This window comes from Nonomuraea turcica, assembly GCF_030718205.1.
Taxonomy (GTDB): Bacteria; Actinomycetota; Actinomycetes; order Streptosporangiales; family Streptosporangiaceae; genus Nonomuraea.
The window spans coordinates 107,497-122,267 of sequence record NZ_JAUZQF010000008.1; the positions used below are offsets into that span (position 1 = coordinate 107,497).

11 protein-coding genes are annotated in these 14,771 nt (G+C 71.1%); 4 read left to right on the forward strand and 7 right to left on the reverse strand.

Annotated elements, in window-relative coordinates:
• Entirely contained in the window at positions 1-990 is a 990-nt protein-coding gene (locus Q9G87_RS21675) for a pirin family protein (protein ID WP_305918239.1), read from the reverse strand.
• Between the two features lie 116 nt (positions 991-1,106).
• Between Q9G87_RS21675 and Q9G87_RS21680 the strand changes: the two genes are divergently transcribed.
• Positions 1,107-1,739 carry a TetR/AcrR family transcriptional regulator gene (locus tag Q9G87_RS21680; protein WP_305918240.1) on the forward strand — a complete coding sequence of 211 codons (633 nt, stop codon included), beginning with the start codon at positions 1,107-1,109 and terminating at the stop codon, positions 1,737-1,739.
• Positions 1,740-1,773: 34 nt separating this feature from the next.
• Positions 1,774-2,184 carry an acyl-CoA thioesterase gene (locus Q9G87_RS21685; protein WP_305918241.1) on the forward strand — a complete coding sequence of 137 codons (411 nt, stop codon included), beginning with the start codon at positions 1,774-1,776 and terminating at the stop codon, positions 2,182-2,184.
• On the opposite strand, the gene Q9G87_RS21690 is transcribed toward Q9G87_RS21685, so the two are convergent.
• Positions 2,181-2,972, reverse strand: coding sequence for an SDR family oxidoreductase (locus tag Q9G87_RS21690; protein WP_305918242.1), 792 nt, complete (start codon positions 2,970-2,972; stop codon positions 2,181-2,183). The two genes, Q9G87_RS21685 and Q9G87_RS21690, sit on opposite strands and share 4 nt — an antisense overlap.
• Before the next feature lie 288 nt (positions 2,973-3,260).
• Here Q9G87_RS21690 and Q9G87_RS21695 point away from each other — a divergent pair, with 288 nt between their 5' ends.
• Together Q9G87_RS21695 and Q9G87_RS21700 are read left to right on the forward strand one after the other, a co-directional pair.
• Entirely contained in the window at positions 3,261-7,094 is a 3,834-nt protein-coding gene (locus Q9G87_RS21695; RefSeq protein WP_305918243.1) for a Pls/PosA family non-ribosomal peptide synthetase, read from the forward strand.
• Positions 7,091-8,377, forward strand: a complete 1,287-nt coding sequence (locus Q9G87_RS21700) for a M1 family metallopeptidase (RefSeq protein ID WP_305918522.1) — start codon at positions 7,091-7,093, stop codon at positions 8,375-8,377. Before Q9G87_RS21695 ends, Q9G87_RS21700 begins: the two co-directional genes overlap by 4 nt.
• A gap of 52 nt (positions 8,378-8,429) precedes the next feature.
• On the opposite strand, the gene Q9G87_RS21705 is transcribed toward Q9G87_RS21700, so the two are convergent.
• The 5 genes from Q9G87_RS21705 to Q9G87_RS21725 form a co-directional block, all read right to left on the reverse strand.
• On the reverse strand, positions 8,430-9,008 hold the full coding sequence (locus Q9G87_RS21705; RefSeq protein WP_305918244.1) for a GTP-binding protein: 579 nt from the start codon (positions 9,006-9,008) through the stop codon (positions 8,430-8,432).
• On the reverse strand, positions 8,989-9,315 hold the full coding sequence (locus tag Q9G87_RS21710) for a DUF742 domain-containing protein (RefSeq protein WP_049565056.1): 327 nt from the start codon (positions 9,313-9,315) through the stop codon (positions 8,989-8,991). The genes Q9G87_RS21705 and Q9G87_RS21710 overlap by 20 nt, the downstream gene beginning before the upstream one ends.
• Before the next feature lie 102 nt (positions 9,316-9,417).
• Complete coding sequence (locus Q9G87_RS21715) at positions 9,418-9,840, reverse strand: roadblock/LC7 domain-containing protein (protein ID WP_090935862.1); 423 nt, start codon at positions 9,838-9,840, stop codon at positions 9,418-9,420.
• Positions 9,837-13,115: a sensor histidine kinase gene (locus tag Q9G87_RS21720; protein WP_305918245.1), complete on the reverse strand. Its 3,279-nt coding sequence runs from the start codon at positions 13,113-13,115 to the stop codon at positions 9,837-9,839. The genes Q9G87_RS21715 and Q9G87_RS21720 overlap by 4 nt, the downstream gene beginning before the upstream one ends.
• Positions 13,116-13,367: 252 nt before the next feature.
• A complete protein-coding gene (locus Q9G87_RS21725; RefSeq protein ID WP_305918246.1) occupies positions 13,368-14,765 on the reverse strand; it encodes an aminobutyraldehyde dehydrogenase in 1,398 nt (465 codons plus the stop codon).
• Between the last annotated feature and the right edge of the window lie 6 nt (positions 14,766-14,771).

Here is a 14,771-nt window from a genome sequence, read left to right on the forward strand (position 1 = left end):
TCACTCCTTTCCGGGGACGGGCCCCTCGGCGTGCGGGACGCGTTCGGCGGGGACGACGCCCAGGCGGCCGGCCTGGTAGTCCTCCATCGCCTGAACGATCTCGGCGCGGGTGTTCATCACGAAGGGGCCGTAGTGCACGACCGGCTCCCGGATCGGCTGCCCGCCGAGCAGCAGCACCTCCAGGTTGGGCTCGGCCTGGGGCTGGGCGGTGTCGGCGGCGACGGTGAGCGCCCCGCCCTGGCCGAAGACGGCCAGTTGTCCCTTGCGTACCGGCCGGCGTTCGTCCCCGGCGTAGCCCTGCCCGGCCAGCACGTACGCGAGCGCGTTGAAGCCGGGGTTCCACGGCAGCTCCAGCCGCGCTCCGGGGCTCACGGTCGCGTGCACCATCGTGATCGGGGTGAACGTGACACCGGGACCGGCGTGCCCGTCCAGCTCACCGGCGATCACCCGCAGCAGCGCGCCGCCGTCGGCCGAGGCGAGCAGCGCCGTCTGGCGACCGCGGATGTCCTGGTAGCGGGGCAGGTGGAACTTGTGGGCGCGGGGCAGGTTGACCCACAGCTGGACGCCGTGGAACAGCCCGCCCGACACCACCAGGTGCTCCGGGGGCTTCTCGATGTGCAGCAGCCCGGACCCCGCGGTCATCCACTGCGTGTCGCCGTCGGTGATCGTGCCACCGCCGCCGTTGGAGTCCTGGTGCTCGAAGATGCCGTCCATGATGTAGGTGACGGTCTCGAAGCCGCGGTGCGGGTGCCAGGGGGTGCCCTTGGGCTCGCCGGGGGCGTACTCGACTTCGCCCATCTGGTCCATGTGAATGAACGGGTCCAGCGCGGACTGCGGCACGCCGGCGAAGGCGCGCCGCACCGGGAAGCCCTCGCCCTCGAACCCGCTGGGCGCGGTCGTCACCGACCGCACGGGGCGGCGTGCGACCGCGGTCGGATCGGGGACGGCGACGCGCGGCAGCGTCAGGGTGTCGGCGGTGATGGCGGGCATGATCCCTCCTGGCTGTTGAATATTCAATTACATCTGCCCGCCTCAACGCGGGTGTACGGCCCGGCATTCCCGGCTCAACTTTACGACCGATCGGTCGTTCATATAGTCTGAGCCGCATGACGCAAGACGGCCGGCTGCTACGGGGGATGCGCAGCCGCGAGACGATCCTCCAGCAGGCAGTGGGGCTGGCCTCCGTCGAAGGCCTGGCCGGGCTCTCCTTGGGACGGCTGGCGACGACGACCGGCATCAGCAAGTCCGGACTTTTCGCGCACTGGCGCGACAAGGAGAAACTGCAGCTTGATGCGGTGGAATGGGCCACCCGCCAATGGACCGAGCAGGTGGTCGGGCCCGCCCTGCGCGCCCCCGCGGGCGTGCGGCGCCTGTTCGCGCTGCACGAGGCGCGGCTGGCGTTCTACGGCGACGGCGTGCTGCCCGGCGGGTGTTTCTTCTTCGCCGTGCAGGCCGAGTTCGACGACCGGCCCGGAGCCGTGCACGACCGCCTCGCGCGGGCCATGCGCGAGTGGCAGGAGTTCATCAGGCGGCTGGTGGCCGGCGCCGTGGAGCTGGGCGAGCTGGCCGAGAGCGTGGACCCGGCCCAGCTCGCCTACGAGATCGACGCACTCGGCGAGATGGTCATCATCCATTCCCGGCTGCTCGACGGGCCGGCCGTTCTCGCTCATGCCCGCCGTGCCGTGCTCCAGCGGCTGCGCACCCTCTCCCCTCACCCTGAGCTGCTCCCGGAGGATTGACATGATGGAATACGGCGTTTGTGAGCCTGTCCAGGTGCATTTCGATGACCTCGACGCGATGGGCCTGCTGCACAACTCCCGGTATGCCTTGCTGGTCGAGCGGGCGATCAGCGCCTACTGGCACCGGCTCGGCTGGGCCCCCGACGCCGCCGCGTCGGCGTTCAAGGACGTGTTCCTGGCCGTGCGGGAGTTCAAGGTGACCTACAACGTGCCTATCGCGGGGGTGGGCGAGCCGCTGGTGCACTTCTGGATCGATCGTCTTGGCCGTACGAGCGGGGTGTACGGCTTCCGTGTGCTGTCGGCGGACCGCTCGGTGGTGTACGCGGAGGGCTATCGCGTCAACGTCAATCTGGATCCCGCCACCTTCCGGCCGGCGCCGTTCAGCGACGAGCTCCGCACCGCGGCCGCGCCTCTGCTGCTCCCCGCAGTGCCGGTCCCCTCCTAGCGGCCTCGGCGCTTCTGCTCGGCCAGGAAGTCCTCCCAGGTCCGGCGGCCGACGGCGTGGTCCGGGGCAAGGTTGGCGCCGGCCCGGAACGCGGCCGCGGCCTTGCCCGGGCTCCGCACCGGCAGGATCAGCCGGCGTTTGCCGGTGGCCTTCACATAGTCGCGGGCCAGCTCCTCCATCCTGTACACGCGCGGCCCGGCGATGTCGGGCACGAGCCCGGCGGGCTCGTCCAGGGCGAGCTCGACCAGCCGGGCCGCCACCTCGCCTGCGTCGACCGGCTGGAACCTGGCACCGCCCCACGTCATCAGCACCGGCAGCTTGGCCATCGTCCCCAGCGTCGTCCAGACCCAGTCGTGGAACTGGGTGGCGCGCAGGGTGGTCCACGGCAGTCCGGACGCGGTGATGACCTGCTCGGCTTCCCGCTTGGCCGCGAAGTAGCCGAACATGGCGCGGTCGATGCCGCTGACGACCGGGACCCGGTCGGCGCCGACGACCGAGATATACACCACATGCGGGGCGCCCGCCCGCGACGCCGCCTGCACCAGGTTGCGGGCCTTGACCTCATCGCCCTTGGCGCTTCCCGCGCAGTGCACGATCGTCTCGACGCCGTCCACCGCGGCCTGCAGCCCCTCACCGGTGGACATGTCGCCGGTCACGTACTCGATACCGTTCTCGGGCCCGTGGCCGCCCCGGCTGAGCACCCTTACCTCGCAACCGGCCTTCCGCAGCAGCGGCACCACCAGGCGCCCCAGCGTGCCCGTCCCGCCGGTGACCAGAATCGGTGACATGATGTCTTCCTCCCTTTCGTGGATCTCTACTGCGCTGACCCGCGGCGAGGGAGGAATGTGACGCGGCGCGTGGAACGCCAGTCCGGCGCAGGTCGCGGAATAGCAGCGGACATAGCGGTCGTTGGGCACGGGGGTGGCGCGATCGCCACGAAAGTGGCGGATGATGTGGATGCGCGGCAGATACCCTCCCGGGCAGGCGCCACCGACCGCCTGACTCAGGGAGCAGCATTGTCTCGTCACTCGGCCGATTTACGCCCTAGGACCGCGTCCGCCGTCTATCCCGCCGGCATGCTCGCGCCGCCACCGCGCACGTTGCTCGACATCCTCGACGAGACGACGCGCCGTCATCCGGAGGCCCCCGCGCTGGACGACGGCACCGTGCGCCTCGACTACCGCTCGTTGCGCGCCGAGGTGGACCGGGTCGCGGCCGAGCTCGCGGAAGCCGGGGTCGGCCGCGGCGCCAGAGTCGGCGTGCGCATCGCCTCGGGAACCGCCGAGTTGTACGTCTCCATCCTCGCCGTGCTCGCGGTCGGCGCCGCGTACGTGCCCGTCGACGCCGACGACCCGGACGAGCGCGCCGAACTGGTCTTCGCCGAAGCCGGGGTCGACGCCGTCCTCGCCGGCAAGCTGACGATGTACGGTGGCGCGGGGACCGCTGCGCCGCTGTCCGTGGACGCGGAGACCGCTGCGCCACTGTCCGAGGGCACGGGGAGGGCTGCGGAGGCGCCGCTCCCGGACGACGACGCGTGGATCATCTTCACGTCCGGGTCCACCGGCAGGCCGAAGGGGGTCGCGGTGACGCACCGGTCCGCGGCCGCTTTCGCCGACGCCGAAGCGGGACTCTTCCTGCCGGACCGCCCGCTGGGCCCCGGCGATCGGGTGCTGGCCGGGCTCTCCGTGGCCTTCGACGCCTCGTGCGAGGAGATGTGGCTGGCCTGGCGGCACGGCGCCTGCCTCGTGCCCGCGCCGCGAGCCCTCGTACGGACCGGGATGGACCTGGGCCCCTGGCTGGCCGCCCAGCGCGTGACAGCGGTCTCGACCGTGCCGACGCTGGCCGCGCTCTGGCCCGTCGAGCACCTCGCCGGGATCCGGCTGCTCATCTTCGGCGGCGAGGCATGCCCTCCCGAGCTGGCCGAGCGGCTCGCCGTGCCGGGGCGGGAGGTGTGGAACACCTACGGGCCCACCGAGGCGACGGTGGTGGCGTCCGCCGCGCGGCTCACCGGCGAGGGTCCCGTGCGCATCGGGCTGCCCCTCGACGGGTGGGACCTGGCGGTGATCGGCGACTCGGGTGAGCCGGTGGCCATGGGTGAGACCGGCGAACTCGTCATCGGGGGCGTGGGGCTGGCCCGTTACCTGGACCCGGTGAAAGACGCCGAGAAGTACGCGCCGCTGCCATCGCTGGGCTGGGAACGCGCCTACCGCAGCGGTGATCTCGTCCGGGCCGAGCCCGAGGGCCTCGTCTTCGTCGGCCGGGCCGACGACCAGGTGAAGCTCGGCGGGCGCCGGATCGAGCTGGGCGAGGTGGACGCCGCGTTGCAAGCGTTGCCGGGCGTCACCGGCGCGGCCGCCGCGGTCCGCACCGCGGGCGGCGGCCACCAGGTGCTCGTGGGGTATGTCGTCACCGGACCCGGCTTCGACGCAGGTGAGGCGCGCGAGCTGCTCGCCGACTCGCTCCCCGCCGCCCTGGTGCCGCGCCTGGCGCCGGTCGACTCGCTCCCGACGAGGACCTCCGGCAAGATCGATCGTGACGCGCTGCCCTGGCCGCTGGCCGAGCCGTCCGCGCCCGCGGCCGTGTGGAGCCCGGCCGAGGCGCTGCTCGCGGAGCGGTGGAGCGGCATCCTCGGCGTCGCGCCGGAAGGACCGGATGCGGACTTCTTCGCCGACGGCGGCACCAGCCTGGCCGCGGCCCGGCTGGTGTCCGTGCTGCGCCCCGACTATCCGGATGTGGCGGTGGGCGACGTGTACGCACAGCCGACGCTCGCCGGGCTGGCGCGGCTCCTGATCGCGAGAGGCGAGCGCGAGCCGGCGCGGCCGCCCGTCTCGCCCATGCCCCGGCGGGCCGCTCTCGTGCAGTCGTTGCTCATGGTTCCGCTGCTCACTGCCGGCGCGATGCGCTGGATCGTCCTGCTGGCGGCGCTCAACAACCTGTTCGCGCCGCCGTGGGCACCGGCTCTGTCCTGGTGGTGGGTCGCCCTGGGCGCGCTGGCGTTCGTCACCCCCATGGGGCGGATGGGCCTGTCCGCGGGGCTGGCTCGGCTGTTGCTGCGCGGCGTACGGCCGGGCAGCCACCCACGCGGTGGCGGCGTGCATCTGAGACTGTGGTTCGCCGAGCAGTTCGCGGCCAGACTCGGCGTCCCCGACCTGGCCAGCGCCCCCTGGATGACGTGGTACGCCCGGATGCTCGGCGCCAAGGTCGGCGCGGAGGCCGATCTGCACTCGCCTCCGCCCGTCACAGGACTGCTCAGGCTGGGCCGGGGCGCGTCGGTCGAGCAGGAGGTCGACCTCAGCGGCCACTGGTACGACGGCGACCTGCTGCACATCGGCGAGATCCGGATCGGCGCGGGCGCCACCGTCGGCTCCCGCTCGACGCTGCTGCCCGGTGCCAGGATCGGGAAGAACTCCAGGATCGCGCCGGGATCGGCGGTCGCCGGCACCGTGCCCGCAGGCGAGCTCTGGGCCGGCGCGCCGGCGTTCCGGCAGGGCAAGTCACGCAAACCAGGAGAGCGAGCCGTCCGGTCCCGCTTCTGGGCGACGTTGTACAGCCTGACCGCCATCGCGCTCAGCCTGCTCCCGGCGGTCGCTGCCGGAGCCGGCCTCGCGGTTCTGGCCGCGTTCGCCGGGGACGCACGCACGCTCGGCGAGGCCCTCGCCTCCGCCCTGGCCGGCGTACCGCTGGCGACGATCACCGGCATGGCGGCCTTCGCCCTGGTCACGCTGGTCAGCGTGCGGCTGCTCGGGCTGCGCCTGCGTCCGGGAAACCACCCGGTGCACAGCCGCCAGGCGTGGCAGGCCTGGGCGACGGGACGGCTGATGGCCGCGGCACGCGTCTGGCTCTTCCCGTTGTACGCGAGCGTCCTGACTCCCGCGTGGCTGCGGGCCCTCGGTATGAAGGTGGGCCGCGGCGTCGAACTGTCCACGGTCCTCGCCCTGCCGACGATGACGTCGGTCGGCGACGGCGCCTTCCTGGCGGACGACACGATGCTCGCCCCGTACGAGCTGGACGGCGGCTGGATGCGCATCGCCTCCGCGCGCATCGGCAAGCGCGCCTTCCTCGGCAATTCCGGGATGACCGCACCGGGGCGCAAGGTGCCCAAGGACGGCCTGGTCGGGGTGCTGTCGGCGGCGCCGAAGAAGGCCAAATCCGGCTCGTCGTACGTGGGCATGCCGCCCATCGAGCTGCGCCGCACCGCCGAAGAGGCCGACCGGAGCCGGACCTACGACCCGCCCGCGCGGTTCAAGGCCGCCAGGGCAATCGTCGAGGGATTCCGGGTGGTGCCCGCGATGTGCGCGGTCGCACTCGCCGTCCTGGTCGCCGCCGCCTTCGAAGCGCTCGCGGCACGGTACGGCTTCGCCGGGACAGCCGCCCTGGCCGGTGTCGTCATGCTGGCCGCCGGAGTGGTCGCGGCGGCGGTCGCGACGGCCGCCAAGTGGGCGCTGGTCGGCCGGATCCGGAGTGGGAACAAGCCGCTGTGGAGCTCGTTCGTGTGGCGTAACGAGCTGGCGGACAACTTCGTCGAGGTGCTGGCGGCGCCCTGGTTCGCGCAGCCGTGGCTGGGCACTGCGCCGCTGAACGTGTGGCTGCGCTCACTTGGGGCACGGATCGGACATGGAGTCACCTGTGACACGTACTGGCTTCCCGAAGCGGATCTGGTGACCCTTGGCGACGGGGCCTGCGTCAACCGCGGTTGTGTCCTGCAGACGCATCTCTTCCATGACCGGGTCATGAGCATGGACACGGTGACGCTCGAGGCCGGCGCGACGCTGGGACCGCACGGCGTGGTGCTGCCGGCCGCGCGGGTGGGCGCCGACACCACGATCGGTCCCGCCTCGCTGGTCATGCGCGGTGAGACCGTGCCGAGCCGGGCCAGGTGGTTCGGCAACCCCATCTCGGCGTGGCGATGACGTCGTATTTCCCAGGGCACGGCGACCACCGGTACGGCGTCACGCACTACGACCTGACGCTGAAGTACCGGGTCCCGGCCAACCGGCTCGACGGCACGGCAAGGCTGACGGTGTCCGCCGCCGAGCCCCTTACCGCCCTCGACCTGGACCTCGGCAAGTTCCGGGTGTCGAGCGTCACGGTGGACGGCGGCTCGGCCCGATATTCGCCCGGCAAGGGCAAACTGCGCGTGACCTTGCCGCGCCCGCTGCCGGCGGGAGCGCGGGCCGAGGTCGAGGTGCGCTACTCGGGCAGCCCCGTGCCGGTGCCGAGCCCCTGGGGCGGCCTCGGCTGGGAGGAGCTGACCGACGGCGCGCTCGTGGCCGGGCAGCCGATCGGCGCGCCTTCCTGGTTCCCGTGCAACGACCGGCCCGGCGACAAGGCGTCCTACCGGATCTCTGTGACCACCGCGTCGCCGTACCAGGCCATCGCGAACGGCGTGCTGGTCGAGCGGCGCCGCACGGCCGGGAACACGACGTGGATCTACGACCAGAGCGAGCCCATGGCGAGCTACCTGGCGAGCGTGCAGATCGGGCGTTACCAGCTCTCCGAGGTCGCCGGGACCCGGCTGGCCCACCCGGCGCGCCTCGCCACGCGCGTGCGGCGGGACTTCGGCCGGCAAGGCGAGATGATGGCGCTGTTCACCGACCTGTTCGGGCCCTATCCGTTCAGCGGCTACACCGTCGTGGTGGCCGACGACGACCTGGACATCCCGGTCGAGGCCCAGGGCATGTCGATCTTCGGCAGGAACCATGTCGACGGCATGCGCGGGTCCGAGCGCCTGATCGCGCACGAGCTGGCGCACCAGTGGTTCGGCAACAGCCTCACCGTGGCCTGCTGGCGCGACATCTGGCTGCAGGAGGGATTCGCCGCCTACGCCGAGTGGCTCTGGTCGGAGGCGTCCGGCGGCCCCTCCGCCGACGACCACGCCCAGCGCTGGCACCACAGGCTCACGCTGCTCCCCCAGGACTTCGCCCTGGCCGACCCCGGCCCGGCCATGCTGTTCGACGACCGTGTCTACAAGCGGGGCGCGCTGACCCTGCACGCGTTGCGCCGGGCCCTGGGCGACCAGGTCTTCTTCGCGGTCCTGCGCGCCTGGACGGCCGAGCGGCGGCACGGGAGCGTCACCACCATGGGGTTCGCCGCCCACGTCCACCGGCACGCCTCGCGGCCGGTGGGACCGCTGCTGTCCGCCTGGCTGTACGACAAGCCGCTCCCGCCCATGAACCCGCTGCCGCGCTGGTGAACCCGTGGGTGCCGCCCGGGGAACCTACGACCGGGCGGCACCCGGGAAACGTCTATACGGGCGTGTGCATGTGGCGGGTCAGGGCGTGCTCCACCAACGTGATCAAGGTCGCCTTGACGGACTCTCGTTGCCGGGCGTCCAGGCGCACGATGGGGATGTGGCCGCCGACCGACATGGCCTCACGGATATCCTCCTCGCCGTGCGCGAACTGGCCGTCCCAGCCGTTGACACCGATCACGAACGGCAGTTTCGCCTCTTCGAAGTAGTCGATGGCCGGGAAGCTGTCGGCCAGGCGGCGGGTATCCACCAGCACGACCGCGCCGATCGCGCCCTTGACCAGGTCGTCCCACATGAACCAGAACCGGTGCTGTCCAGGCGTGCCGAACAGGTAAAGGATCAGTTCACGGTCCAGCGAGACGCGGCCGAAGTCCATGGCGACGGTCGTAGTCGTCTTGTTCGGCGTGAGCGAGACGTCATCGACGTGAGCGGAGGCGTCCGTCATGACCGCCTCCGTGGTGAGCGGGAGGATCTCCGACACCGCACCCACGAACGTCGTCTTGCCCACGCCGAAACCCCCGGCCACGACGATCTTCGTCGAGGTCAGGCCGGGGCTAGAGCCTGCGAAGTCCACTGAGCACCCTTTCGAGCAAGTTGAGGTCCGGCTTTCCCGCGTCCAGCGCAGGCTGGTGCACGCGGATCAGGCCCTCCGACGCCATGTCGGCGATCAGCACCCGGACCACACCAAGGGGCTGGCGTAAAAGGGCGGAGATCTCAGCAACCGACCGGACGTTGCGGGTCAGTTGGATGATCGCCTGATACTCCGGACTCAGTAGGGAAATGTCTTGGTATTCCGACGTCACGGAGGACACCAGTGCCTCCATGGCGAACTTCATCCGCGGGGCCGTGCGCCCCCCGGTCACGGCATACGGCCGTACCAGGGAGCTCGGCTTCTGCGGACGGGGAGCCGCCGGATGCGGCGGAGTGCTATCACCAGCCCAACCCTGACCTGTCACTATGATCTCCGTTCACACACCCCCGCGCTAGCGGGGGCGGGCCGCTTGCAACTCAGCGCGTACGGCCGGAGTCAGCACCTGCCCCGCACGCTCGACCAGCAGGGTCATCTGGTACGCCACCAGGCCCATGTCACAGTCGGGCGCGGCCAGGACCGCCAAGCAGGATCCATCGCTGATGGACATGATCATCAATAGCCCGCGCTGCATCTCGATGACGGTCTGCGTCACCATGCCGCCTTCGAAGACCCGCGCGGCGCCCTGGGTCAGGCTGATCACGCCCGAGGCGACCGCCGCGAGCTGATCGGCCCGGTCCTTGGGAAACCCCTCGGAGAAGGCCAGCGGCAGGCCGTCAGACGAGACCACGACCGTGTGCGCGACGCCTGGCACATTGTTCACGAAATCCGTGATCAGCCAGCTAATGCCACGCGCTCCCTGGCTCATCTCTCTCATTTGTCCTCCTCATTTTCTTCACCGCGGGTGAACGCTCGGCCTTGCCGGACACCCTGCTGGAAGCTGGAGAGCCGGTTACGCAGTCGCTCTGGCGAGATCTGCGGCGCCGGCGACGTGGGCTGGGGCTCGGCGAGGCTGGCCGTACCGGGCACCAGGTTGGCCTTGGGGACGCGGCGCGGCAGGCCCGAGGCCGTGGTGCCGCCCTGCGCGGGCTGGGCGGCCGCCTGCGCGGCCTGGAAGCCGGAGTCCGCGGGCGAGGACCAGGACGCGCCTGCACCGGACTGGCCCGGCTTGCGCTGGGGCAGCGGCGTCGTCCCCGGCGACGCGGGCGCGTCGGAGGGGATGGCCGGGTGCACGGCGGTGGTCTCGGACTCTTCCTCGAACGAGTGCCCGGCATGCGCGTGCTGATCGGCCGGGAACGGCGACTCGGAGCGCGGCCTCAGTTGCTCGGGATCCGGCCGGCGGAACCAGTCGGAGCCGACCGAGGAGAAGATCGGCAGGAACTCCTCGCCGTGCTCCTCCATGGGCGAGTTGCGCACCACCGGCAGCGGGCCGGTCATGTCCTGGGAGGAGTAGCGGCCGGGCCCGAACGGATCGTAGTCGCCGTGCCCATTCTGCGGGAACGGGTCGGCAGGCTTGGGCTGCTCACCGAACGGGGCGCGGTAGTCATCGCCGTACTGCGGCCGCGGCGAGTCCTCCGACTCGAACATCGACCTGCGCGGCATCGGGTCGGCGAAGGACGACCACGGGGCCGGCTCCTGCTGGTCCTTCGGCGGCTCAGTGGCGAACGAGGGCCAGCGAGGCTCCTCCTCCGGCAGGGGCGGTGGCTGCTCGGCGAACGACGGCCACCGGTTCTCCGCGAACGAATGAGGCTGCGCGGGCGCGGGCGGCGCCTCCTCCGCGAACGACGACCAGCGAGGCTCCTCGGACCAGCGCTGTTCCTCCTGCGGCCGGGCAACCGGCGGTTCCTCGGCGAACGACGGCCAGCGCGGCTCGTCGGCCACGCCTCCCGGCGCCCCGCCAGGCATCCCACCTGCCGGCTGGTCTCCGAACGCCGCAGGCTGCTGCTCGCCGAACGCGGGCTGCTCACCGAAGGCCGCAGGCCGCTGCTCGCCGAACCCGGGCTGCTCACCGAAGGCCGCAGGCTGCTGTTCCCCGAACGCGGGCTGCTCACCGAACGCCGCGGGCTGCTCGCCGAAGGACGGCCAGCCGCCGGTCCCCGGCGCGGGCACCGAGCCCGGCCACTCCGTGTCCACCACTTGGTAGGACGGATCGGCGGAAGGCGTCGAGTGCCGCGGTCCCGATCCGTTCGTCGACGGCTGCCCGAACATGCTCGGGTCGAACGACGTGAACGCCTCGTACTGCCCGCCCTGCTGCGGCACCCCGGCCGCGCTGGTGATCAGCATGTCGGGCAGCATGACCAGCGCGCTCAGGCCACCGGTCTCCCGCATGCTGAGCTGGACCCTGATGCCGTGCCGCAGCGCCAGCCGGCCGACCACGAACAGGCCCATGCGCCGTGACACCGACACGTCCACCACCGGCGGGTTGGCCAGGCGCCAGTTGGCCTCGGCCAGCTCCTCCTGGCTCATGCCGATGCCCAGGTCGTTGATGGTGACCAGCACGCCGCCCTCGGCAGGCGTGCTGGTGACCGCGACCTTGCTCTCGCGCGGGGAGAACGAGATCGCGTTCTCGATCAGCTCGGCCAGCAGGTGGACGGCGTCGGTGACGGCCGGGCCGACGATCAGCGTGCCGGACGGGATCTGGATCTGGACGCGTTCGTAGTTCTCGACCTCCGACAGCGAGGCGCGGGCGATGTCGACCAGCGGCACCGGCTCGCTCCACTTGCGTGCGGCCTCCTGGCCGGCGAGGACCAGGAGGTTCTCGCTGTTGCGGCGCATGCGGGTGGCCAGGTGGTCGAGGCGGAAGAGGTTCGCGAGCCGCTGCTCGTCCTCTTCACCCTGCTCCAGGCCCTCGATGAGCTGCAGCTGCCGCTCGACGAGCGTCTGGCTGCGGCGGGAGAGGTTGACGAACATGGCGTTGACGTTGGCGCGCAGCTTGGCCTCGTCGCCGGCCAGCCGGATCGCCTCGCGGTGGACCTCGTCGAACGCCCGCGCGACTTCACCGATCTCGTCGCGGGTGTTGACGCCGACCGACGGCACCTCGGGCACGTGCGCGCCCTCACCCTGCTCGCGCAGGACGCGGACGGTCTCGGGCAGCCGGGTGGTGGCCACCTGGAGCGCCTCGGCCCGCAGTCGCCGCAGCGGGCGGACCAGCGAGCCGGCCACGCGGGTGGTGATGATCAGGACGAGCAGCAGCAGGACGAGGATCATCGCACCGGAGATGATCGCGTTGCGCTGCTCGGTGTTGCTCAGGTCGCTGGTGGTGGTCACGATCTTCGTGGCCAGGGCGTCCTCGACCTTGCGCATGGCGTTGGCGGTCAGGGTGGTGCTGTCGTACCAGTAGTTCAGGTCCCTGCGGGTGGTGACGTCGAGATCCCTGATCCGGTTGTACTCGCGCACCTGGGCCAGTGCGCGCTGCCGCATGGCGTCGGCGCGGTCGATCTGCAGGCCTCTGACACCCTGCTGGTAGGCCCGCAGGTCCGCGGCATCGGCCACCTGCTCGAAGGCCGCCTGCTCGGACTGCTGCCGGTTCCAGGAGCCCAGGAAGTCGGTGAGGGCCTCGTTGTCCAGCTCGCCGTCGACCAGCGCGACGATCAGGATGATCTGCTGGCGCGAGACCTCCTCCTTCATGCGCTGGAGCGAGCCGAGTGCGGCCACGTCCCGCTGGAGGAGGTCGTCGTTGACGCCGTCTCCCAGGCCGTCCTGGACCGACGAGAAGATGCCGATCATGGTGCTGTACGTGCCGATGGCGGCGCGCGCAGGCACGTTGCCCACCATGGAGTCACGCAAGCTGTCGAGGCCGTCGAGCCAGCGCTTCAGGCTCACGACCCCGTCTTGGACGCGGGTGGAGTGCGTCTCGTCGATGTTCGACGCGGCGGTCAGCACCTGTGCCTTGATCTTGTCCGTGGCCTCGCGCTGGGTCTTGAGCTGGACGAAGCGCCCCGCCCTGTCACGGTCGGCGACGTACCACGCGGTGAGCGTGCGTTCCTTGCCGAGCTCGTGGTTGAGCGCGCCGATGCGCTGGACCAGCTCGGCGACCTGGGTCAGGCGCCGGTATTCGGCGCTGGTCCCGATCGCGTTGGCCAGTTGGACACCCGCGAGCAGCACACCCACGACCGTCGGGATGAGGATGAGGGCGACCAGCCTGGAGCGCACACGCCAGTTAGCCAGCCGGAACCTTCCGCCTGTGTACTCCCCTGACCGCGTGTGCCTGGGGTCTTTCGTCCTCACTGACTCTCGCAACCTCTCACCGGTACGTGCTCGAAAGAAATCAGTCACGCGTGGGGCGCATGGGATTACGTCCGGCTGGGTAATTGGAACACAACCCGTACCAGATCGGCCAACCGAACATATCCCATCAAACGTGCCCGTAGCAGCACTTCAAGGCACATAGTGCTGCACGTGATTTCAGGCGGGCCGGAACGAGTCTCGTCCGGCCGGTGCCGCGTGCTTGACCATCAGGTGCCGCGTCACCGAATACTCCAGCACCGCCTCCTGGCTCATGTCCTTGCCGAACCCGCTGCCCTTCACCCCGCCGTGGGGCGCCTCGCTGGCGATGGGAAGATGGTCGTTCACCCAGGTCACGCCCACATCCAGCCGGTGCGCGACGCGCATCGCGCGGGACACGTCGCGCGACCACACCGATGACGCCAAACCGTACCTGGTGTCGTTGGCCAGCCGGACCGCCTCATCCTCGCCGTCGAACGGCAACACGACCAGGACCGGCCCGAACAGCTCTCCTTGGACGATCTCACTTTCCTGTGCGACATCGGTCACAAGTGTGGGCGGATAGAAAAAACCGGGCCCGTCGAGCGGGACGCCGCCGTGCAGCACCCGCCCGCCCGAGCGGGCGACGAACCCGTGCACCCGCTCCCGGTGGGCGGCCGAGATCAACGGGCCGATGTCGGTGGCCGGGTCCCAGGGGTCACCGACGGAAATTTCAGCAAGTGTTGCCCGAAGCGCCTCGACCGCGTCACCGTAGATCTCCTTGGCGACGTAGACGCGGGTCGCGGCCGTGCAGTCCTGCCCGGTGTTGTACGTCGCCCCCATCGCCACGCCGCGGGCCATCTCCGCCACGTCGGCGTCCTCGAAGACCAGCGCCGGCGCCTTGCCGCCGAGCTCCAGGTGCACCCGCTTGAGCGTGGCCGCGGCGCCGGACATCACGGCCCGGCCGGTCTCCGTGGAGCCCGTGACGCTGACCATGTCCACACCCGGATCGGTGACCAGCGCCTGGCCGGCCTCGGCGGCGCCGGTGACCGCCTGGACCAGCCCTTCGGGCGCGCCCGCCTTGGCGAACAGCTCGGCGAGGCGCAACGTCGTCCGCGGCGTCTGCGGGGCCGGCTTGATCACCACCGCGTTGCCCGCGGCCACCGCCGGACCGACCTTCCAGACCGCCATGACGAACGGGAAGTTCCACGGCGCGATCGACCCCACCACCCCGACGGGACGGCGCAGCATGACCGAGGTGTAGCCGGGGCTGAACACCCCGGCGCCCGAGCCGTCGAGCGAGCGGGCGGCGCCGGCGAAAAAGCGCAGGTTGTCCACGGCGAAGGGCAGCTCGCCGTCCCTGAACACCGCCGCCGGCTTGCCGGTCTCCTCGACCTCGAGCCTGGTCAGCTCCTCGGCGTCGGCCTCCACGAGGTCGGCCAGCCGTAGCAGCAGCCGCGCGCGCTCGGCGGGCGTGGTCTGCGACCACTCCTCGTACGCGGCACGCGCGGCCCGTACGGCCGACGCCACGCCCTCCACCGGCGTGTCCAGAATTTCGGCACACGGGAGCCCAGTGGCGGGGTTGATCAATTCACGCATGGAAGG

Excerpts from the sequence above, each read along its gene's own strand:
- Q9G87_RS21725 (WP_305918246.1), bottom strand. The coding sequence starts at position 14,765 with ATGCGTGAATTGATCAACCCCGCCACTGGGCTCCCGTGTGCCGAAATT.
- Q9G87_RS21680 (WP_305918240.1), top strand. The coding sequence starts at position 1,107 with ATGACGCAAGACGGCCGGCTGCTACGGGGGATGCGCAGCCGCGAGACG.
- Q9G87_RS21695 (WP_305918243.1), top strand. The coding sequence starts at position 3,261 with ATGCTCGCGCCGCCACCGCGCACGTTGCTCGACATCCTCGACGAGACG.
- Q9G87_RS21675 (WP_305918239.1), bottom strand. The coding sequence starts at position 990 with ATGCCCGCCATCACCGCCGACACCCTGACGCTGCCGCGCGTCGCCGTC.
- Q9G87_RS21690 (WP_305918242.1), bottom strand. The coding sequence starts at position 2,972 with ATGTCACCGATTCTGGTCACCGGCGGGACGGGCACGCTGGGGCGCCTG.
- Q9G87_RS21700 (WP_305918522.1), top strand. The coding sequence starts at position 7,091 with ATGACGTCGTATTTCCCAGGGCACGGCGACCACCGGTACGGCGTCACG.
- Q9G87_RS21715 (WP_090935862.1), bottom strand. The coding sequence starts at position 9,840 with ATGAGAGAGATGAGCCAGGGAGCGCGTGGCATTAGCTGGCTGATCACG.